20 protein-coding genes are annotated in these 19944 nt (G+C 62.2%); 11 read left to right on the forward strand and 9 right to left on the reverse strand.

What is annotated here, in order from left to right:
* Positions 1–18 precede the first annotated feature (18 nt).
* Both Q1B40_RS17800 and Q1B40_RS17805 read right to left on the reverse strand, forming a co-directional pair.
* Positions 19–1047, reverse strand: coding sequence for an ABC transporter permease (locus tag Q1B40_RS17800; RefSeq protein ID WP_068416293.1), 1029 nt, complete (start codon positions 1045–1047; stop codon positions 19–21).
* On the reverse strand, positions 1044–2591 hold the full coding sequence (locus tag Q1B40_RS17805; protein WP_299817257.1) for a sugar ABC transporter ATP-binding protein: 1548 nt from the start codon (positions 2589–2591) through the stop codon (positions 1044–1046). The genes Q1B40_RS17800 and Q1B40_RS17805 overlap by 4 nt, the downstream gene beginning before the upstream one ends.
* A gap of 136 nt (positions 2592–2727) precedes the next feature.
* Between Q1B40_RS17805 and mtnK the strand changes: the two genes are divergently transcribed.
* From mtnK to Q1B40_RS17825, 4 genes are read left to right on the forward strand one after another with little or no spacing between them, the layout of a single operon-like run.
* Positions 2728–3990: an S-methyl-5-thioribose kinase gene (gene mtnK / locus Q1B40_RS17810; protein WP_299817259.1), complete on the forward strand. Its 1263-nt coding sequence runs from the start codon at positions 2728–2730 to the stop codon at positions 3988–3990.
* Positions 3987–5096, forward strand: a complete 1110-nt coding sequence (gene mtnA, locus Q1B40_RS17815; RefSeq protein ID WP_299817262.1) for an S-methyl-5-thioribose-1-phosphate isomerase — start codon at positions 3987–3989, stop codon at positions 5094–5096. The genes mtnK and mtnA overlap by 4 nt, the downstream gene beginning before the upstream one ends.
* Positions 5093–6088: a sugar-binding transcriptional regulator gene (locus Q1B40_RS17820; protein ID WP_299817264.1), complete on the forward strand. Its 996-nt coding sequence runs from the start codon at positions 5093–5095 to the stop codon at positions 6086–6088. The genes mtnA and Q1B40_RS17820 overlap by 4 nt, the downstream gene beginning before the upstream one ends.
* 4 nt (positions 6089–6092) lie before the next feature.
* A complete protein-coding gene (locus tag Q1B40_RS17825) occupies positions 6093–6758 on the forward strand; it encodes a class II aldolase/adducin family protein (RefSeq protein WP_299817266.1) in 666 nt (221 codons plus the stop codon).
* Positions 6759–6838: 80 nt separating this feature from the next.
* Here the strand turns inward: Q1B40_RS17825 and Q1B40_RS17830 are convergent, their stop codons facing one another.
* A complete protein-coding gene (locus Q1B40_RS17830; protein ID WP_299817268.1) occupies positions 6839–7333 on the reverse strand; it encodes a YHS domain-containing (seleno)protein in 495 nt (164 codons plus the stop codon).
* Between the two features lie 166 nt (positions 7334–7499).
* Positions 7500–8105, reverse strand: coding sequence for a TetR/AcrR family transcriptional regulator (locus Q1B40_RS17835; RefSeq protein ID WP_299817270.1), 606 nt, complete (start codon positions 8103–8105; stop codon positions 7500–7502).
* A gap of 206 nt (positions 8106–8311) precedes the next feature.
* Here Q1B40_RS17835 and gatC point away from each other — a divergent pair, with 206 nt between their 5' ends.
* From gatC to mdoH, 7 genes are all read left to right on the forward strand, one after another.
* A complete protein-coding gene (gatC, locus tag Q1B40_RS17840; RefSeq protein WP_299817272.1) occupies positions 8312–8599 on the forward strand; it encodes an Asp-tRNA(Asn)/Glu-tRNA(Gln) amidotransferase subunit GatC in 288 nt (95 codons plus the stop codon).
* A gap of 15 nt (positions 8600–8614) precedes the next feature.
* Positions 8615–9091 (forward strand): GNAT family N-acetyltransferase, encoded by a 477-nt coding sequence (locus tag Q1B40_RS17845; protein ID WP_299817274.1) that lies wholly within the window; start codon positions 8615–8617, stop codon positions 9089–9091.
* Between the two features lie 12 nt (positions 9092–9103).
* On the forward strand, positions 9104–10588 hold the full coding sequence (gene gatA / locus Q1B40_RS17850; protein ID WP_299817276.1) for an Asp-tRNA(Asn)/Glu-tRNA(Gln) amidotransferase subunit GatA: 1485 nt from the start codon (positions 9104–9106) through the stop codon (positions 10586–10588).
* A gap of 131 nt (positions 10589–10719) precedes the next feature.
* Positions 10720–11814 carry an NAD(P)/FAD-dependent oxidoreductase gene (locus Q1B40_RS17855; protein ID WP_299817278.1) on the forward strand — a complete coding sequence of 365 codons (1095 nt, stop codon included), beginning with the start codon at positions 10720–10722 and terminating at the stop codon, positions 11812–11814.
* A gap of 215 nt (positions 11815–12029) precedes the next feature.
* The gene (locus tag Q1B40_RS17860; RefSeq protein ID WP_299817280.1) at positions 12030–13622 is read left to right on the forward strand and encodes a glucan biosynthesis protein; all 1593 of its coding nucleotides are present in this window, start codon (positions 12030–12032) and stop codon (positions 13620–13622) included.
* Positions 13619–14005, forward strand: coding sequence for a hypothetical protein (locus Q1B40_RS17865; protein WP_299817282.1), 387 nt, complete (start codon positions 13619–13621; stop codon positions 14003–14005). The genes Q1B40_RS17860 and Q1B40_RS17865 overlap by 4 nt, the downstream gene beginning before the upstream one ends.
* A 1-nt stretch (position 14006) precedes the next feature.
* Entirely contained in the window at positions 14007–15806 is a 1800-nt protein-coding gene (gene mdoH / locus Q1B40_RS17870) for a glucans biosynthesis glucosyltransferase MdoH (RefSeq protein ID WP_299817284.1), read from the forward strand.
* A 13-nt stretch (positions 15807–15819) separates the two neighbouring features.
* On the opposite strand, the gene Q1B40_RS17875 is transcribed toward mdoH, so the two are convergent.
* The 5 genes from Q1B40_RS17875 to Q1B40_RS17895 form a co-directional block, all read right to left on the reverse strand.
* Positions 15820–16170: a ribbon-helix-helix domain-containing protein gene (locus Q1B40_RS17875; protein WP_299817286.1), complete on the reverse strand. Its 351-nt coding sequence runs from the start codon at positions 16168–16170 to the stop codon at positions 15820–15822.
* A 420-nt stretch (positions 16171–16590) separates the two neighbouring features.
* Positions 16591–17184, reverse strand: a complete 594-nt coding sequence (locus Q1B40_RS17880) for a DJ-1/PfpI family protein (RefSeq protein ID WP_299817288.1) — start codon at positions 17182–17184, stop codon at positions 16591–16593.
* Between the two features lie 130 nt (positions 17185–17314).
* Positions 17315–17944: a DUF998 domain-containing protein gene (locus Q1B40_RS17885; RefSeq protein WP_299817290.1), complete on the reverse strand. Its 630-nt coding sequence runs from the start codon at positions 17942–17944 to the stop codon at positions 17315–17317.
* Between the two features lie 56 nt (positions 17945–18000).
* Positions 18001–18768, reverse strand: a complete 768-nt coding sequence (locus Q1B40_RS17890; RefSeq protein WP_299817292.1) for a class II aldolase/adducin family protein — start codon at positions 18766–18768, stop codon at positions 18001–18003.
* Positions 18765–19895 (reverse strand): TauD/TfdA family dioxygenase, encoded by a 1131-nt coding sequence (locus Q1B40_RS17895; protein WP_299817294.1) that lies wholly within the window; start codon positions 19893–19895, stop codon positions 18765–18767. The genes Q1B40_RS17890 and Q1B40_RS17895 overlap by 4 nt, the downstream gene beginning before the upstream one ends.
* Between the last annotated feature and the right edge of the window lie 49 nt (positions 19896–19944).

Below are 19944 nucleotides of genomic sequence, written 5' to 3' on the forward strand. Positions count from 1 at the left end.
ACGGGCGCCTTTGCGGCGTCACGCTGTTCTCCTGCCGCCGCGACGCGAAGACAGGTAGAACGTAAAGACAAGGGCGGCGACAAGCACGGCGCCCTTGACGAAGTCCTGCATGTAATAAGGGGCGTTCATCATGGTGAGCCCCTGAAGAAGAATGCCGACGAAAAGCGCGCCCGCCGCTGTTCCAAAGGCGTTCGGACGCGCCGCGCCCAGAACCGCGAAGCCGATCAGGGCGGCGGCTACACTGTCGAGCAGAAGATTGTTGCCCGACGCAATGTCGCCGCGGCCGAGGCGGGCGGCAAGCAGGATACCGCCGACCGAGGCGAGCATGCCGGAAATCATGTAGGCGACGATCTTGTAGCGATGCACATTGGTGCCGACCAGCCCGGCGGCGCGCTCGTTGGAGCCAATGGCATACATCAGTCGGCCATGGCGCGTGTAGCCGAGAAACAGCCAGATGATCAGGGCGATCAGCAGGAAGACAACCACCGGCACCGGCAGCAGCCGATCCAGAAAGAGATCGAACCGGTGCCGCCCCAGCCACAGGAAGGCAGCGGAAAACGTGCCTTCGGCAACCGAGCCGTCCGGCAGGTTCATGCCGGTTGCGATCGAATTGCCCTGGGTCGGAATGCGCTGCAGGCCGATCAGAAGGAACATCATCCCCAGGGTGGCGAGAAGGTCGGGAACGCGCATCTTCACGATCAGCAGCCCGTTGATCAGCCCGACAAGGGCGCCCATGGCCAGGCACACGACCACAGCCACGAACGCCGATTGTTCAAGGATCACCATCGTATAGGCCGACAGCATGAGTGCGGAGGTCGCGACCGAGCCGATCGACAGGTCGAAGCCGCCGACAACCAGCGTGCAGGTCACGCCAAGGGCCAGAATGCCGGTGATAGCCACCGACTGAAAAATGAACACCGCCGACCGGGCGCTGGCAAAGCCGCTGGCGTAGATGCTGAAGAAGACCGCAAGCCCGCACAAAAGCACGATGAAGCCGTAGCGGATGGCGAGTTCGAGTGCGGACCTGGATGTGTCGTTGGAATTCATGCCATTGCCTGGTTTGGAGACGTGGGAAACGGTTGGCCTGAAGCCTGCGCCCGGGCAGGACCGGATACAGCCGCGACCAGATGGTTCAGGTCCACGTCCCTGTTGACGTATTCACCGGCGATCATCGCCTCGTTCAGCACGATGATCCGGTCCGCGATTTCGAGGGCTTCGTCGATTTCCGCGACGAAAACGAGTGTGGTGCGGCCGGCGGCGGTCTGGCGGATGTACTTACCGATATCCCGCCGGGCCCCGATATCCACGCCCTGGAACGGCTCGTCGAGCAAGAGCACACGCGCGTCTTCAAGCAGCCAGCGGCCGATCATGACCTTCTGCTGATTGCCGCCTGATAGGGTGCCGATGCCGTCCCGCTCGCTCTGGCATTTGACGCCGATCCTGCCGATCATGTCCCTGCTGGCCTGCCGCTGGGCGCGCTCGCTCAGAAAAGAGAACCGGCTGAACGCCTTCAGGAAGGGTAGCGTCATATTGTCGGCGATGTCGAAATCGGCAATCACCGCATTCACGCTGCGATCCTTGGGCGACATGAACACGCCGCTGGCAACGGCTTCCGCCGCACTTTCCGGGCGGTAGGCCTTGCCGTCGAGAAGCAGCACGCCGTCCGCCGGTTCGGCAAGGCCGAAAAGAACCTCGGCGAGTTCGGTCGTACCGCTGCCCAGAAGCCCGGTGAACACGATGACCTCGCCTTCCCTGGCCGTGAAATCGATGGGCGGGCTGTCCGCGAACAACCGCAGTTCCCTGGCCTCAAGAACAGCTTCGCCCCCCGTAACCGGGTCGATGTCGACTTCGGTCATCTGATGACCGAGCATGGCGTTGACCGCGCCGACATAATCGAGCGGTTCCGTGTCGAAGAAACCTGAAATGGTGCCGTCACGCATGGAGACGATCCGGTCCGCCACCCGGCGGATGTCGGACATGCGATGGGAAATATACAAGATGGCGACGCCGTCGGCTCTGAGCCTGTCGATCAGATTGAATAGACGATCCGCCTCCGAAGCGGACAGGGAGGATGTCGGCTCGTCGAGGATCAGCAGTTTCGGGGATCTTGCCATTGCCCGGGCGATGGCGATCATCTGGCGGTCGGCGACATCAAGGTCCGCGACACGAGTGCGCACGTCCATCGTCAGCCCCATGCTTTCGGCGACCGCACGGGCCTGACGGCGGAGCTTGCGGTCGTTGACGAACAGGCCGACGCCCGGTTCCGTCAGCCGGTCGAGAGTCAGATTTGTCGCAACGTCGAGATCTGGAATGACGCCATCGTCGATGGACTGGTGCACAGTGACGACGCCCTTGGAAATGGCGTCGGCCGCATCGGCCGGCGCAAAGGGTGCACCGCCCAGCTCCATCCGACCGGAATCCGCGAAATGGTAGCCGCACAGGATCTTGACCAGCGTCGACTTGCCCGCACCGTTCGCTCCCATCAGGGCCGTGACCTCGCCTGCGCGCAATTGCAGATCGATGCCGCGCAGCACGTGATTGCGAGCGAAGGACTTCTCCAGACCGTTCAATGTACAGGTGACTTCTTTCACCTTTCCTCCCAATTTTTGACGAGCTCCTCTCTCGCTGCAATCGTTACAGCACGTAAAATAGTCATTTGTCAACTGAGTTGACTTTTGAACAATCTTGACCTTTATTCGGGAAAAATAGGGAGGACAGTACAGCAAGATGGACACGCCGGATCTCTATCGCCCGTTAACCCCTGAAGAGCTTGGAACCCGTCTTTCGGCGGTGCCCGTGATTGCCGAACGCGTCGGCTCCGACCCGTACCGATGGACAGTGAAGGAAGTTGGCGACGGCAACCTGAATCTCGTTTTCATCGTGGAAGGGCCGCAAGGCACGGTAATCGTCAAGCAGGCCCTGCCCTATGTGCGCCTGGTCGGAGACAGCTGGCCTTTGCCGCTCTATCGCGCCTATTACGAGAACAATGCGCTTGTCCGACAGGCGGAACGCGATCCCGGGTCTGTCCCGGAGGTCTTCCATTTCGACGAGGCCCAGGCTCTGATCGTGATGGAGTTTCTTTCGCCCCACAAGATCCTGCGCCGCAAACTGATCGACGGTGAAAAGGTCGACGGGCTTGGTCAATTCCTCGGACGGTTCTGCGCACGCACGGCGTTCCGCGGCTCCGAGCTCTCCCTGAAGAGCGCCGACAAGAAAAAGGACGTTGGCCTGTTCTCCGGCAACATCGAGATCCCGGCCATCACCGAGGCGCTTGTTTTCACCGATCCCTATTACGACGCCAAGATGAACCACCACACGCCGGGCCTCGATCCCGTGGTGGCGGAACTGCGTGGAAATGTGCGTATGAAGGCGCAGGCGCAGCGCATGCTGATGAAGTTCGCCTCAAACACGGAAACGATGCTCCATGGCGATCTGCACAGCGGTTCGATCATGTCGACGGAAACCGAAAGCAAGGTCATCGATCCTGAATTCGTCCAGTACGGGCCGATGGGCTTCGACATCGGCATGCTCGTCGCCAACTTCCTGATGGCCTATTTCAGCCAGCCTGCCCATCGCGACGCCGCCGGGCTGGAGCCCTACCAGGAGTGGATTCTCAGGATCATCGACGAGGTGTTCGCCTCCTTCGAGACCGAATTCAGGACACTTTGGGAAAGCGAGCGCACCGGCATGCTTTATCCCGCCGCATTGTTCGAGGACCAGGACCAGCCCAGCACCGGCATCTGCGAGGACCTGCTGGCGGACATCCGCACCGACGCGCTCGGCTTCTGCGGCATCGAGATGCACCGCCGCACGCTGTCGCTCGCCCACAATGCCGATTTCGAGGACATCGAGGACACCCAAGTGAGAAGCCGTCTCGAAGCCCGCAACCTGGCCATGGGTGCGGAGCTCATTCTGCGCGCCGGTGAGTTCGGCTCGACAGCGTCGCTTCTCGATCTCGCCCGCCAATTCAATGCAAAGGACATCCTATGAAGGTCAACGGCACACATTACCGCTCGCTTTGGTGGGATGAGGACCAGTCCGCCCTGCAGATCATCGATCAACGCTGGCTGCCGCACGACTTCCGCATCCAGCAGGTCGATACGCTTCGCGATTTCGCCGATGCGATCGTGGAAATGCGGGTTCGCGGCGCACCGCTGATCGGCGCGACCGCCGCTTACGGCATGGCGCTGGCCGCCCGGCTCGACCCGTCCGACGCCCATCTGGACGAAGCCTTCGACTATCTCGACAAGACCCGTCCGACGGCGATCAACCTGCGTTGGGCGCTCAACCGCTGCCGCACCCGGCTGAAGACCCTGCCCGAAGACGAGCGTGCCGCCGCCGCCCTGAAGCTGGCGCACGAGATTTCCGACGAGGATGTGGAGATCAACCGAAACATCGGCCTCAACGGGCTGGAGATCATCCGCAAGATCGCGGCTACCAAGAAGGACGGCGAACCCGTCCGGCTGCTGACCCATTGCAACGCCGGCTGGATCGCCACAGTCGACTGGGGCACGGCGACGAGCCCGATGTACCAGGCCCATGACGCCGGCCTCCCCATCCATGTCTGGGTCGACGAGACCCGCCCGCGCAACCAGGGAGCACTGACCTCCTGGGAACTCGGCAGCCACGGCATCCCGCACACCTACATTACCGACAATGCCGGTGGCCATCTGATGCAGCATGGCCTTGTCGACATGGTCATCGTCGGCACGGACCGCACCACCCGCAGGGGCGACGTGTGCAACAAGATCGGCACCTATCTGAAAGCGCTGGCGGCCAAGGCGAACGACGTACCCTTCTATGTGGCCCTCCCCTCCCCGACCATCGACTGGACGGTGGACAACGGCGTCGTGGAAATTCCCATCGAGGAACGTAACGAGCGCGAAGTAACGCATATTCAGGGTCTAACGGCGGAGGACACCATCGGCCAGGTTCAGGTGACGCCGCCCGGCACGCCCGGCGGCAATCCGGCCTTCGATGTGACGCCGAACCATCTGGTCACCGGCCTGATCACCGAACGCGGTGTTTGCGAGGCGAGCGCCGAGGGGCTTGCCGGTCTGTTTCCCGATCTCGCCAATCTCGAAAAGAGCGCATGACACCGGCCCCCGGCAGATCGTCCCGGTCGGGCGATGCGAAAACCGTCACGCGCACCCGGTCCCAGGATGAAGCGATCATCGAGGTGACCTGGTGCTATTACCAGGACGGCATGAACCAGAACGAGATCGCCGAACGGCTCGGCATCTCGCGCGCGACGGTGGTCAATTACCTGTCCGAGGCGCGGCGGCGGGACTACGTCCGGATCACGCTGGACAGCGACATTTTCCGCGACCAGCAACTGGCTCGTGCCCTCGTGGACAAGTTCGGCCTTCGCGACGCCATCGTCGTGCCCTCCTCCCCGGACGGTGCGGACCAGTCGCTCGACCGGGTGACCCGGGTGGTGTCAGACTGGCTGCCAAGCCTGCTGGAGCCGGGGGACCGCCTCGGGGTGGCATGGGGCGAGACCGTCTACCGGGTCGCGGAAGCCGCTCCGCGTGTCACCATCGACGGGCTGACCGTCGTGCAGCTTGTCGGATCGCGGCCCGCCGCACTCGGCTTTGCCGCCGAAACCTGCTCGGCCACGCTGGCGCGCCGCTACGGTGCCCACTGCGTCAACCTGCATGTGCCGCTGCTGCTCTCGGACAAACAACTCGTCGACCGTCTCAAGCAGGAACCGGTGATCCGCGAGCAGCTCGATGCCGTCGCCGACTGCAACAAGACCATCTTCGCCTGCGGCACCTGCACCGCCGGCAGCCACGTGGTTCATGCAGGGCTGCTCGACCGGTCCGAAGTGGATGCCTGCGCCGAAAAGGGCGCGATCGGTGTCATTTGCGGCCGGCTGATCGATCACGAAGGCAACCCCGTCCTGCGGGAGATCGAAAACCGCATGATCGCCGTCACCCTCGACCAGATGAAAAACAAGGACATGGGTCTGCTGGTCGGTTCCGGTCCCGAGCGGGCGGCCCCGATGCTCGCCGCCATTCGCGGCGGTTACGCCACCCATGTCGCCACCTGTTCAGAAACCGCCGCACAATTGCTGGAGCTCGCGTGAAATCATGCTGAAACCACCCTACCGGGACACGCCGGACCTCAGGCAGGCCATTATCGACGCCTGCCGGGACATGAACCGCCGGGGGATCAACCAGGGCACTTCCGGCAACATCTCGGCCCGCGCGGACGACCGGATGATCATCACGCCCTCGGGTGTTCCATACGACCGGATGACGCCCGACATGCTGGTGTCCATACCTCTTGACGGACAGGGAGAGCCGGAAGGATCTCTGCCGCCCTCCACAGAATGGCAGTTCCACCTGGCGCTGCTGCAGGCAAAACCCGAGATGCACGCCATCGTGCACGCCCATCCGGTGCATTGCACGGCGCTGTCCATCAACCGCGAGGAAATTCCGGCCTGCCACTACATGATCGCCCTGTTCGGCGGCAACAGCGTGCCACTGGCCGGTTACGCCCTGTTCGGCAGCGAAGAGCTTGCAGGCGAGGTGGTCACCGCCATGCGCGACAGGCACGGTTGCCTGATGGCCAACCACGGTGCCGTGGTTACCGGCGAGACCCTTGAAAAAGGCCTCTGGCGCCTGGAAGAGCTGGAAGTGCTCGCCCGCGCCTATATCATCAGCCGCAGCATCGGCACACCGCACATCCTCTCGGACAGCGAGATCGACAGCGTCCTGGGTGCTGTCGCGAACTACGGCCTGAAGACGGCCTGATATCCCCGTCGGGAACACGTCTTCGTCTTCAGCACGAAGCCCGCCGGTTGGCGGGCTTCAGCTCTTCAGGCGCACCGCCGTCAGTCGCGGATGATCGGTTCTTTCAGATCTTCCGGCTTTTTCTCGCGGATGATTTCCCAGTTCAATGTGGCGTTTTGGATGTGACCGGGAACGTCCTTTTCGAACCGGTCCTGCACCGCCAGGGAATTGTTGAGATAGAGCTTGCCATCTACGATCGACCAGGCTTCCGGCACCACCGGAACCTTGAACCCCATGGCCGCGCCAAAGGCGCAGAAACCGCCGAATTGCGGGGCGTATTTGGCCGGGTCCGCAACGAACGCATCGCGGTTTGCCGCGGAGGCGAATTTCCAGGTGACGTCGTCATAGTCCGCAGTGAACGCATCCGACCCGGCGACCGGCTTGCCTTCGGTGAAATAGGCGACGGGATCCGTGCCGCCGATGGCAGCGCCCGACTTGGTGAACGTGGTGATTTCATCGGCCGAAGCAGTGAAGGCAGCAGCGGAAAACAGCGCGGTCAGTCCCAGGAGAACGGACTTGGAGGTGTAGAGCGGCATCGGGATCTCCATCAGTGGTGAATATGAACAGGTTCGGGCGCTGGCTCCGCGCTCCGCAACGACTGGAAGATGTGCTTCCCGGCAAAAGAACGCCAATCACCCTTGATCACAGGGTCGCCAACCGGACGGGAGAACCCGTGATCGCCCATGTGTGGGCCAAGTGCGCTCACATCCCGGGGAAGCCGTCCCTGGGCACCGGATCCCGCGGCGCGACGAGGCCGAGTACCAGATAAATGGCCGTTTCGATGTCCTCACCTGAGATCCTGACACCGCGGATGAACAGACGGAAATAGATCAGGCCAAGCAGGAGATCGATCCGTGTCTCCATATCGGCTTCGAAAGGCGTTGCAACGAAGATCTGGCGCATGAGGAGACGCCTGCCTTCTTCCGCCTCATCCAGAACCGCCGCCAGACACGGCTTTCCCCGATGAGGCACCACGGCGCGGATCGCCTCTCCCAGCGGTGTGTCCTGAAAGGCGTCGACAGTCGCGGCAAGGCATTGCCTCAGGTCCTCCGCCACGCTGCCTCGCTGCGGCGGACCGGGATTGGCGGCAGCAAGCGCTTGCTGAAGCGCCGCCGCAATCAATGCCTCCTTGTCGCGAAACCGCCGGTAGACAGCCTGCTTGCTGGTCCGTGCCCGCGCGGCGACCGCCGAAATGGCGGTTTTCTCATAGCCGTGTTCGGCCAGCTCGCACAGCGTCGCCTCGAGCAGCGCTTGCGTCACCCGGCTTTCGCGCGGTCTTCCTGCAGTCCCTTCCCTGACCTCAGCCACCGGCGGTCTCCTTTACAGCATCCTCGCGGTCGCCGAAGCCGCTCTCCGTATTACGGTTACCAATGGTACCGATTTAATCCAAAACACATCGGCACGCAAGGCAGCACGCTTGCCTTCGGCGCGAATGCGCCGCAAACAGAGGCAAGACCTCATGCAGGATCCGGCACCTGGCGGATCTGCGAAACTCAAAGAATAACGAGGACCAAATGTCTGTTGATACTCAAACGGTGAAGCGCGTCGCCCACCTCGCACGGATCAAGGTGAGCGACGACGACGCCACCCGCATGACCGGCGAGCTGAACGCCATTCTCGGGTTCGTCGAACAGCTCGATGAAGTCGATATCGACGGTGTCGAGCCGCTGACCTCGGTGGTCGAGCAGACCATGAAGAAGCGCGCCGACGGCGTGACCGACGGCAACAAGGCGGACGATATCGTCCGCAACGCACCGGCCTCGGAAGACAATTTCTTCATGGTTCCGAAAGTCGTCGAATAATCGGACACCACCGGGATGACCGCTTCCAGTTCCATAATGATATCCGTTGAAACACGCCTGTCGGACGACATGCGCGCCATGATCGGCGAGTTGAACGCCACACTCGGCTCCCTGACGCCGGACGAGGCCAACTACAGCATGAGCGCCGAAGAGATGGACGGACCGGAGACGACGGTTTTCGTCGCCCGCGTGGATGGGAAAGCCGCGGCTTGCGGCGCGCTGTACCGGCACGCAGATGGTATCGGCGAACTCAAGCGTTTCTATTCCCGCCCCCAGTTTCGGGGCTTGGGGCTGGCACGCCGTATCCTTGAGCACGTGAGTGAACTGGCCGCCAGGGAAGGCCTCACACGCCTGGTTCTGGAAACCGGTCACAACTATCAGGCCGCGCGGCGGCTCTATGAGCAGGCCGGGTTCAGCGAGTGCGGTCCGGTTCTCGATTATCCCGAAAGTCCCTATTCCGTTTTTTACACACGGCCGCTCAGGGCCGCCTGAAAGATCCAAGACATGACCGATCTCACCAAACTCACCATTGCCGAGGCCCGCGACGGCCTGAAGAACAAGGACTACACGTCCCTCGAACTGACCGACGCCTTCATCGGCAACATCGAAGCGGCCAACGCATCGCTGAACGCCTATGTGACCGTGACCGCCGACAAGGCCCGCGACATGGCAAAGGCCTCCGACGCGAAACTCGCCAAGGGCGACGGCGGGGCGCTGGAAGGCATTCCGCTAGGCATCAAGGACCTGTTTGCCACCCGGGACGTGCACACCCAGGCCTGCAGCCACATTCTCGACGGTTTCAAGCCGCAGTACGAATCCACCGTGACGTCCAACCTGTGGGCGGACGGCGCCGTCATGCTCGGCAAGCTGAATATGGACGAGTTCGCCATGGGTTCCTCCAACGAGACTTCCTATTATGGCCCGGTGATCAACCCGTGGCGCAAGAAGGGCTCCAACCAGGATCTGGTTCCGGGCGGATCTTCCGGTGGTTCGGCCACAGCCGTTGCAGCCCGCATGTGCATGGGCGCCACGGCGACCGACACCGGCGGCTCCATCCGCCAGCCGGCGGCCTTCACCGGCACCGTCGGCATCAAGCCGACATACGGCCGCTGCTCGCGCTGGGGCGTGGTCGCCTTCGCCTCCTCGCTCGACCAGGCCGGGCCGATCGCACACACGGTTCGCGACAGCGCAATCCTGCTGAAGTCCATGGCCTCCGTGGATCCGAAGGACACGACCTCTGTCGACATCGAAGTCCCGGACTATGAAGCCGCCATCGGCAAATCCGTGAAGGGTCTCAAGATCGGCATTCCGGCGGAATACCGCATGGACGGCATGCCCGGCGAAATCGAGGAGTTGTGGCAGAAGGGCATTCAGTGGCTGAAGGATGCTGGCGCGGAAATCGTCGACCTCTCCATGCCGCACACCAAATACGCCCTGCCGGCCTATTACATCGTCGCGCCGGCCGAAGCGTCCTCCAACCTCGCCCGTTATGACGGCGTCCGCTACGGCCTGCGCGTGCCGGGCAAGGACATCGCCGAGATGTATGAAAACACTCGGGCTGCCGGTTTCGGCGAGGAGGTCAAGCGCCGCATCCTTATCGGCACCTACGTGCTGTCCGCCGGCTATTACGACGCCTATTACCTGAAGGCCCAGAAGGTGCGCACCCTGATCAAGCGCGATTTCGATCTGGCCTGGCAGAACGGCGTCGACGCCATCCTGACCCCGGCAACACCTTCGGCCGCCTTCCGCGTCGCAGATCAGGAGCTGCATTCCGATCCGGTGAAAATGTATCTGAACGACATCTTCACCGTCACGGTCAACATGGCCGGCCTGCCGGGCATTTCCGTCCCCGCCGGTCTCGACAAGACCGGACTGCCCCTCGGCCTGCAGCTGATCGGCAAGCCCTTTGACGAAAGCACCCTGTTCCAGATCGGCCAGGTGATCGAGGACGCCGCCGGGTCGTTCGAACCGGAAAAGTGGTGGGGCTGAACCACAACCGCCTGCCGTCCCGGCCTTGAGCCGGGACCTTCAAGCAGATTCCATCTGCAGGCCCCGGCCCACGGCCGGGGCGGCGTCCGGACAGGACCGGCCGCAAATCATGACAACTGGAAATCAATCCCATGCATGACATCGAAACCATCGTGATCGGGGCGGGAGCCGTCGGGCTGGCCTGTGCGCGGGCCCTGGCGCTGTCCGGCCGCGAGGTCATGGTGCTGGAGCGGCACGGCCTCATCGGCTCGGAGACCAGTGCCCGCAATTCCGAAGTCATCCATGCGGGTATCTATTATCCCCCCGGCAGCCTGAAGGCGAAACTGTGCCTTCCCGGCAAGCAGCAGCTATACCGGTTCTGCGCCGAAAACGGCATCGCCCATGAGCGGATCGGCAAGCTGATCGTCGCCGCCGACGAAGCGCAACTGCCCGAACTGGAGCGCCTGCACAGGCAGGCCCTCGACACGGATCTCGACGACCTGGCCTTCTACGACCGCAACAAGCTTCAGGAGATCGAACCCGAGCTCGATTGCTGCGGCGCCCTCTGGTCCCCTTCGACCGGCATCATCGACAGCCACGGCTTCATGCTCGCCCTTCAGGGTGGTCTGGAGGACCGTGGCGGCCAGGTCGTGCTCAACAGCAATGTCAAGCGGATCGAGCCAACCGACGACGGCTACAAGCTCACGGTCGATACCGGCGACACCGGGTCCTATTCACTGACCTGCCGGGAGCTCGTTGTGTCCGCCGGACATGGCGCGCCCGGCCTGATGGAGGACGTTGCCGGCGCCAATGCTCCGAAGGCCTATCTGGCCAAGGGCAACTATTTCAAGCTTCAGGGCAAGGCACCGTTTTCCAGGCTTGTCTATCCGGTGCCGGAACCCGGCGGCTCCGGCGTTCACATCACGCTGGATCTGCAACATCAGGCCCGCTTCGGCCCCGATGTGGAGTGGGTGAAGGACATCGACTATGAAGTCGATCCCGCGCGCGGCGACAAATTCTACGCAGCCATCCGCAGCTACTGGCCCGGCCTGCCGGACAATTCCCTGATCCCGGATTATTGCGGCTTCCGACCCAAGATTTCCGGCCCCGGCGAACCCGCCGAGGACTTCCGCATCGACGGGCAGCGCGCCCACGGCCGGAAAGGTCTCGTTGCCCTCTACGGCATCGAATCTCCGGGCCTGACGTCGGCGCTTGCGATCGGCGATTTCGTGGTCACTCTATTGTAGGGGCAACCACCACCCAGCTGATTTTGCTGGCTGAATGATGAAACCAATTGACGACTTGTGCGTTTGCGATCAGAAGAGATCGGCACCCGATGCTGCAGCGCACAGAAAGACCACTTTTTGGTCCGTTTTTGTCCATAAAATCGCTCCAGTGCGTGTGCTCATTGAAATCGTGTCCATAAAAGAACGCTTTAATTTCAACGAGGTGATCGATCACTGTGATCAATCGGCGCAAATTCCTGTCGGCAACAGCCCTGATGGCCGGCTCGCTCGCGGGCGGAGCCATACCAGGCGTCGCCGGGGCTGAAAATATCGCACCTGCAGAAGGCGGATCCGGATCTGATTCCGGGACACCCTTCAGCTTCGATTCCCTGATCCTGCGGATGAAAGAGAAGGCTGCAAAAACCTTCGATGCCGCAACGCCGGACCTGCCGGAAATCCTCAGCGAGCTCGACTATGACCGGCACCGGGCCATCCGTTTCCTTCCGGAGCGCGCTGTCTGGACCGAAAACGCCGGAAACTACAGGCTTCAGGCCTTTCACCCCGGCTGGCTCTACAAGGAACCGGTGGAGCTTTTCGAAATCACCGGAGACGAAACCCGTCCAATCCGCTTTACCGGCGCCGATTTCGAATACCGGGAGCCGCTCGACCCGGAAAAATTCAGGGACCTGGAACTTCCCGGCATCGCCGGTTTCCGGCTGCATCATCCGCTCAACACCCCGGACGTCTTCGACGAACTGATCGTGTTCCTCGGCGCGAGCTACTTCCGGGCACTGGGTAAAGGCAATCTCTACGGCCTGTCCGCGCGCGGGCTGGCCATCGACACGGCCATTTCCGGGCCTGAGGAGTTCCCCAGGTTCACACGCTTCTATCTGGAGCGTCCCGAGGAAGGGGCCGCCGAGATACGGCTTTACGCGGAACTGGAGAGCAAGAGCGTTGCCGGAGCCTATCAGTTCACCGTCAAACCGGGCGTCAACACCGTGGTTGAGGTCGATGCACGGATCTTCCTGCGCGAAGATGTCGAACGGCTTGGCATTGCTCCCTTGACCTCCATGTTCCTGTTCGGTGAAAACGACCGGACCGGCTTTGACGACTATCGTCCGGAAGTTCACGACAACGACGGCCTTTTAATCCTGCGGCGCAACGGCCAGCGCTTGTGGCGGCCGATCCGCAACCCGGAAGCTCTCTCGCTGTCCTTCTTCCAGGAGGAAAGCCCGGTCGGGTTCGGTCTGTTGCAGCGCGACCGCGACTTCGAGCACTACCAGGACACGGAAGCCAAATACCAGCGCAGGCCGTCCCTGTGGATCGAGCCGGTCAACGGCTGGGGTCCCGGGCATGTCATGCTGGCTGAAATTCCGGCGGACAAGGAAATCTACGACAATATCGTTGCCTTCTGGGTGCCCGAAGGCGGCGCCAAGGCAGGTTCGGAACACCGGTTCGCCTACCGGATGATCTGGGGCGGCAATCCGGAACCGGGAACCGAACTGGCGCAGGTCGTCCGCACGAGCACGGGCCACGGCGGCGCGGCGGCTTCCGATCCCGATCCAAAGTTGCGCAAGTTCGTGGTGGAGTTCGCCGGCGAAGCGCTTTCCGGCCTTGGAGCCGACGCAGCTCTGGAACCCAGCCTCACGGTTCAAAACGCCACGGTCAAACACCATTTTATTCAGCGTCTGGAAGGGGGCTCCTGGCGGGCTGTCGTGGATGTCGAACGCAAGGCCGCGGATATTCCGGTTGAGTTCGCTCTGGCGTTGCAGCTCAACGGAACCGACCAGACGGAAACCTGGATGTATCAGTGGAGTGGAAACTCATGATTTCGCACGATAAAACCGGCACCGGGCCGCTTTTGGCTCCGTGCGACAACGGATCCGTATACGAGGAAATCCGGCACGTTCTCAAGCGGCCGGACCTGTCCGATGGCGTGCTGCAGCAAATCCTTGCCGAGCGCCGCTTCGGTGCCGATACGCAGCTGGGTGCAGATGCATTCCTTGCCGGAAAAGGCCTGGCGGAAGAGCGGGCGGGCGTGATCCGCACAATGATCGTGCCGCCGCCCCTGCACCGTCTCGACATGCCGGCTCACGACCTTGAACCACCTCTTTCCCGTCGCTTCGCCCCCCTCGCGGCACGCTGGCGGCGGGCGGTGCACATGCTCCGGCCTCAGATGAAACGGACGCCGGCGCCCGTAAGGAACCGCTGACATGCAGCCGGCCGGTTCAAAGGTCCGCTCTGCCGGCCCCCGCCGGCTGGCCATGGTTCTGGCAGCCGTCTGCCTGACGACCGCGGCATCCTTCATGTTCGCCACGGTTGTTCAGTCCGACGGCTTCGACAGGCTTGACGTGGTGCGGATCGCGCTGATGGCGGTGGCCGCCTTCTGGCTTGCCTGGGGCGGCTGCATCGCGCTGTTCGGCATTCTCTTTCCCCCGGACAAGGCGGCGGCGGTGACCGGCCGTCCCCAGGGCCGCACAGCCATCCTGATGCCGATCTACAATGAAGCCACCGGCCCGGTCTTCGCGCGTCTCGCAGCCATCATGAAATCCGTCGACAAGCTGCTGGAAGCGGACTGTTTCCATTTCTACATCCTGTCCGACACGACCAGAGCCGACGTTGCCCGCGAGGAACAGTCCGCCTATCGGGGACTGCTGCTCCGGCACCAGGCGGGAGGACGGCTTTTCTACAGGCGCCGGGAACAGAACATCGGCCGCAAAGCAGGCAATATCGCCGATTTTCTGGAGACCTCCGGCGGTGCCTACGAATATATGCTGGTGCTCGATGCCGACAGTTTGATGGACGGTGAAACCATCGTGGAGATGGTTCGGCGCATGGAAGCCGACCCGCGCCTCGGGCTGCTGCAATCGCTGCCACAGATCATCGGCCTGAAAACCCTTTATGGTCGCCTGCTGCAGTTCGCCACTTCCCTTTACGGACCCTATTTCGCGCGCGGCCTTGCCGCCGTTCAGGGCGAGGAAGGCACATTCTGGGGACATAACGCCCTCATTCGCACCAGGGCTTTCGCGGCGTCCTGCGGCATGGCACCTCTGCAGGGCAAACCGCCCTTTGGCGGCCATATCCTCAGCCACGACACGGTGGAGGCCGCGCTATTGGCGCGGGACGGCTGGAAGGTGCGTCTCGATCCGGACCTGACCGGCTCCTACGAAGAAGCTCCGGCCAACATGGTGGACTACGCCAAACGCGACCGGCGCTGGTGCCAGGGCAACCTGCAGCACAGCCGCATTCTGGCAGCCCCGCGTCTGAAGTTCTGGAGCCGGATCTCCATCCTGCAGGGGATCTTCGCCTATCTGGCCTCGCCAATCTGGTTCCTGTTTCTGCTGACCAGCCTGACCGCACCGCTGGTGGCCCCGCCGCCGGTCTATTTCGATGGCTACTCGCCGTTCCCCGTCTTTCCCCATCCGGAAACGGCCACGGCGCTCGCCCTGCTCTTCGGTCTCGTGGCGCTGCTGATCCTGCCCAAGCTTCTGCTGGTGATCCGAACTCTCACGGGCGGCAACGCAAAGGCCTTCGGCGGCCCGGCACGGCTCGTCCTCAGCTTCGTGATCGAGATCCTCCTGACCTCGATCCTGGCACCGATCCTGATGATGTTCCATTGCCGCTCGGTGATGCAGGTGTTTGTCGGAGCCGATTCCGGCTGGCCGACGGCCGACCGCGACGACGGCTCCCTTCCCCTTGGTGCTGCCATCAGCGCCACATGGTGGATGGCCCTGACCGGGGCCGCCGGTGTCGCCTTTTCGCACTATTACGTGCCGGAACTGTTCTACTGGCTCCTGCCCGTCGCACTGCCGCTGGTCTTCGCACCGCTGCTCGTCTGGATGACGTCCTCGGTCATGCTGGGGGAAATCAGCCGCAGGCTCGGCCTTCTTGCCGTTCCGTTCGATGCGCGGCCCGTCGCGATTGCTGCGGAAATGCACAGCGCCTTGCTGGAAAGCGAAACGGAAGAAAAGCCCTCGGATATGTCCGGACAGATCGCCGGCGCGGTGGCTTGAGCGCCGGGCAAGCTCAGTGCATGCGGCCGGTTTCAGCGTCCAGAATACCATCCGCATCGAGGCCGGAAATCGGCAGGCGGGTATCTGTGGGCACGTCGCCGGAGAGCTGCAGGGCAAGGTAGCGGCCACAGCAGACCCTCAGGAAGCTCGTGAAATTGCCGAGATCATGCCCGGCATCGATGCTTTCATGATGCAACCGGGTGATGAGCTGCACGACATTCATGCCGTCCCGCCCGGCAATCTCTTCAAGCACCTTCCAGAAAAACGTTTCCAGACGCACGGAGGTGACCATACCGTCGATCCGCAGGGATCTGGTTGTGCTTTCCCAAAGCCCGCTGTCGGCATCTATGAAAAGTTTGCACATGGGGTGTATCCGGTTTTCAGGGTCTTCAAGGCTAGGGTACGAACCCATAAAATTGTACTTTCAGGCATCAAACCGGCAAAGAAGAGTTAGGAAAAGCCTGAAGAGCCATGCTGGTGCATGACGCAAAGGCTTTGACGCGGCGCTTCGCGGCCGGGTTGATGTCCATCGGATCGTTCAGAAAGCGACTGTCTCCGGCGTTGCAACATCTTGAAAACCAATAAGGTTTCCTGCGATCTTGCGCCTTGGAACCAGTCATTTTCTGAACGACCTGAAAGCAGAATTTTATGGGTCCGTACCCTAGTGCTTTTCCCGTCGGCTGAAAAGCCCGCCCGAGGACTGCTTGCAGCCCCGGGCGGGAACCGTAGCCTTCCAGTGTCTTTTGGTGGGAAGACAGTTGGAAGGTGCGGAAGACCGTTGTGGTCAGGCCGCCAGTGACCCGGCTGCTTCGCCGGTCAGCACCGCATGGAACTGCGACAGCCATGCCGGATGGGCGGGCCAGGCAGGGGCGGTGACGAGGTTGCCGTCGGTCACGGCACCGTCGATTGCGATGTCGGCATAGGTCGCGCCGGCCAGTTCCACTTCCGGGCGGCAGGCCGGGTAAGCGGAGACGGTGCGTCCCTCGATGACTTTCGCGGCGCTGAGGATCTGCGCGCCGTGGCAGATCGCTGCGACCGGCTTGCCCTCATCCATGAAATGCTTGACCGCCGCGATGACATCAGCATCGAGACGCAGATATTCCGGCGCCCGGCCGCCCGGGATCACCAGGGCGTCATAGCCGGTGACATCCGCATCGGCGAAGCTGGCGTTCAGCGTGAAATTATGACCGCGTTTTTCCGAATAGGTCTGGTCGCCCTCGAAATCGTGGATACAGGTCGCGACTGTCTCTCCGGCCTTCTTGCCGGGGCAAACCGCATCGACTTCATAGCCCATGGCCAGAAGCGTCTGAAACGGCACCATGGTCTCGTAGTCTTCGGTGAAGTCACCGGTGATCATCAGGATTTTTTTCGCGCTCATGCTTTCTCCTCCAGCTTGGCAAAAATGCGATGGAGAAATGCTAGCAGGCAACCGGTTCGAGCGGGTATTAGGCGATTACTACAGCGCAAAATGTGAGATCGGCATGACCTCACCCGCGTCCCGAGATGTTTCAGGTACTTTGTTGGCTTTGCCTCAACGCACGCACCAGCGCCATGCCGGTCAGCGTCAGCCAGAGATAGATCAGGACTTCCAGCAATCGCTGCAACAGTCCGGCAAATTCCTCAATCTGAACGGTTCCAGCCAGCAGCAAAGCCCCGATCAGAAGCAGTCCGGTTGCCGTCCCCCTGGGCAACAGGCTGCTCCCCCGCCTTTTCAGAGCGCAGGAGACCACGAACAGGCCGACCAAGCCGCAGACATAAGCCAGAAACCCTGCGCTGACGTGAATGAGATGCGCGCTCGAAGGCTCTTCGGGACGGCACTCGAAATCGCACGGATAGTAGGCCGCCGCCAGAAGCAGAACCGCGTACAGCCCGATCAGGCTCAGCCCCGAGATTGCCAGACTGTCTTTGCCAACCGCGCTGACCGCCAGTCCGACAAACAGCAGAACCCAGAGTTCTGCTCCGGCAAAAACGACCAGGTTCACCGTGGCTCCATGTGCGGTTCCCGTAGCGCCGAGCGCGCTCATGAACTGGGAAAGATGGCTGTAGTCCGGATAATAGCTGCCGGCCACAAGCACACCGCAGACAAGCCAGAAAAAACTCAGTAACGGCAACAGGATGAGGGTGCTCGCCTTGGTCATGCGCACCAATTAGAGCGTTTCTTCTTCATTTGGAAGCACTTGATGGCAAAAAGCGATCAGCCCTTGTAGTCCGGCTCGGTCCGGTCCAGTTCCCGCTTCCAGTGTTCGAAATGGGCATAACCCATGCCGGCATATGGCTCCCACTCGGCAGCCGTCTTGGCCGCCAGGTTGTCGGACATGACCGCGAGCGGCTGGCCGGTCGCATAGGCTTTGAGCAGTGTTTCGGCGGCGCGTTCGAAGAAATACAGATGCTCGAAGGCTTCGGGCACCGTCCTGGCGGCAATCGAGACCCCGTGATTGCCCATGACCAGCACCGGCTTGTCGCCCAGCGTCTCGGCGATCCGCCGCCCCTCCTCCGCCTCGTCGGCCATGCCACCGAAGCCGAGATCGACCGCCACCTTGCCGAAGAACCGCGCGGTGTTGAGGTCGATCGGCTTCATCGACGGGTCCTGCAAGGTCGCCAGCGCCGTGGCATTGGGCGGATGGCAATGAAACAGCACCCGGGCATTCGGGTTCATCCGGTGAACCGTGCCGTGAATGCACCAGGCGGAAGGATCCGGCGCAGTGTCGCTTGCCATCACCTGATCGTCATGGGCGTCGAGAAGCAGCAGGTCGCTGGCCTTCACATCGGAAAAATGCCGCCACTTCGGGTTCATCAGGAAGGTCGAGCCATCCTCGGAGACAGCGGCGCTGAAGTGGTTGCCGACGGATTCGTGCCAGCCCATCCTGACCGCGATCCGGAACGCGGCCGCGAGATCCTCGCGCAGGGCCTGTTCGGATTGCCTGTCCGGGGAGCCGAACGCGACATCGGTGACAACACTCATTTGAACCGCCCTTCGCCGGAAAGCACCCGGTAGGTGGAGCGCAACTCGCCCCGGTCGATGTAACAGCCGCGCAGATGACGCTCGCCGCTGGTGGCCGAATAGGCCGCCCGGCCATGCACGATGCGGTGATTGTCGAAAACGATACACTCACCGGCATTCAGACGGAACCGCATCAGGTATTTTTCATCCCGCATCATCCGGCCAAAGCGGCAGAACGCAGGGTAAAAACGGTCAAGATCCTGCTGCGGCATGTCGAAAATATCGGCATGGTGCTGGCTGATCGTGACGCCGGAAATATTGCCATAGGCATCCAGCTCGATGACATGCTGGCGGGCACGCATGTCGAACGTGTCATGCTCGCAGTAATACGGCACGTCGACCGACACCAGAAGCTCGAAGTCCTCCGGATGCCGTTCCTGGAAATCCTCGGCAACCGCCAGCCCGTCGACGAACAGGCTCTGGCCGCCCTCGACAGAATTCGCCCGGCAATGGAGGAACTGCACACCGGGCGCAAGGTCCTCGTCGGGCAGATCCGTGTGCAGCGGCAGCGCCTTGGAGGTGAAGGCCAGGTTGGTCGGCTTGATGTGGGTTTTTACCTCGAAGTCCGGCCCGAAATAGCTCGGCCGCACGTGGCCGAGCAGGCTGGCAGTGTCTTTCAGGGCCGCGTCCGTGTCGGGCAATCCCGTCAGCAACGCCACTCCGTCGACAAGCATCGCCCGGCTCCAGTCGCGCACGCTGGCCGGCTCCGCGACCAGATCATCGTAGGCAAAGCGCGCCATCTTCGTATAGTGGTCCGCGTACCAGGGCACACGCGGCAGATTGGCCGCATCGGCGCGCTTCTCGCCGCCCGCATACTCGGTGAGCAAGCCGAGCGGCATGCGGGTGACGTGGCCGGAGCCTTTCCAGGTAATCTCCAGATGCCCACCGGCAATCGCGGCGGACGCGGCCCTCGGCGCATCTTCTTCGGCGAAGATGTCGAACACCCTCTCCCGGGTTTCCGTGTCGAAGGAGGTCGGGCAACTGTCGCGCAGCCAGTAATAATTGAAGTAGGCGGTCCGGCCGTCACCAAGCGGCACATCGAGACCCTTTTCCTGCAGGAGCACGCCTGCTTCACCGGTTCCAAGCATGGTTCTCACCCTTAACTTAAGTTCGCAGTTTTTTGCCGCCACAAGACAG

The organism is uncultured Roseibium sp., assembly GCF_947496995.1.
Taxonomy (GTDB): Bacteria; Pseudomonadota; Alphaproteobacteria; order Rhizobiales; family Stappiaceae; genus Roseibium.

What these genes read in the sequence shown, in the direction of transcription:
- Q1B40_RS17820 (WP_299817264.1), top strand. Translation starts at nt 5,093, where the DNA reads ATGACACCGGCCCCCGGCAGATCGTCCCGGTCGGGCGATGCGAAAACC.
- Q1B40_RS17800 (WP_068416293.1), bottom strand. Translation starts at nt 1,047, where the DNA reads ATGAATTCCAACGACACATCCAGGTCCGCACTCGAACTCGCCATCCGC.
- mtnA (WP_299817262.1), top strand. Translation starts at nt 3,987, where the DNA reads ATGAAGGTCAACGGCACACATTACCGCTCGCTTTGGTGGGATGAGGAC.
- Q1B40_RS17825 (WP_299817266.1), top strand. Translation starts at nt 6,093, where the DNA reads ATGCTGAAACCACCCTACCGGGACACGCCGGACCTCAGGCAGGCCATT.
- gatA (WP_299817276.1), top strand. Translation starts at nt 9,104, where the DNA reads ATGACCGATCTCACCAAACTCACCATTGCCGAGGCCCGCGACGGCCTG.
- Q1B40_RS17855 (WP_299817278.1), top strand. Translation starts at nt 10,720, where the DNA reads ATGCATGACATCGAAACCATCGTGATCGGGGCGGGAGCCGTCGGGCTG.
- mtnK (WP_299817259.1), top strand. Translation starts at nt 2,728, where the DNA reads ATGGACACGCCGGATCTCTATCGCCCGTTAACCCCTGAAGAGCTTGGA.
- Q1B40_RS17895 (WP_299817294.1), bottom strand. Translation starts at nt 19,895, where the DNA reads ATGCTTGGAACCGGTGAAGCAGGCGTGCTCCTGCAGGAAAAGGGTCTC.
- Q1B40_RS17865 (WP_299817282.1), top strand. Translation starts at nt 13,619, where the DNA reads ATGATTTCGCACGATAAAACCGGCACCGGGCCGCTTTTGGCTCCGTGC.
- Q1B40_RS17885 (WP_299817290.1), bottom strand. Translation starts at nt 17,944, where the DNA reads ATGACCAAGGCGAGCACCCTCATCCTGTTGCCGTTACTGAGTTTTTTC.
- Q1B40_RS17890 (WP_299817292.1), bottom strand. Translation starts at nt 18,768, where the DNA reads ATGAGTGTTGTCACCGATGTCGCGTTCGGCTCCCCGGACAGGCAATCC.
- Q1B40_RS17830 (WP_299817268.1), bottom strand. Translation starts at nt 7,333, where the DNA reads ATGCCGCTCTACACCTCCAAGTCCGTTCTCCTGGGACTGACCGCGCTG.
- mdoH (WP_299817284.1), top strand. Translation starts at nt 14,007, where the DNA reads ATGCAGCCGGCCGGTTCAAAGGTCCGCTCTGCCGGCCCCCGCCGGCTG.
- Q1B40_RS17845 (WP_299817274.1), top strand. Translation starts at nt 8,615, where the DNA reads ATGACCGCTTCCAGTTCCATAATGATATCCGTTGAAACACGCCTGTCG.
- Q1B40_RS17880 (WP_299817288.1), bottom strand. Translation starts at nt 17,184, where the DNA reads ATGAGCGCGAAAAAAATCCTGATGATCACCGGTGACTTCACCGAAGAC.
- Q1B40_RS17875 (WP_299817286.1), bottom strand. Translation starts at nt 16,170, where the DNA reads ATGTGCAAACTTTTCATAGATGCCGACAGCGGGCTTTGGGAAAGCACA.
- gatC (WP_299817272.1), top strand. Translation starts at nt 8,312, where the DNA reads ATGTCTGTTGATACTCAAACGGTGAAGCGCGTCGCCCACCTCGCACGG.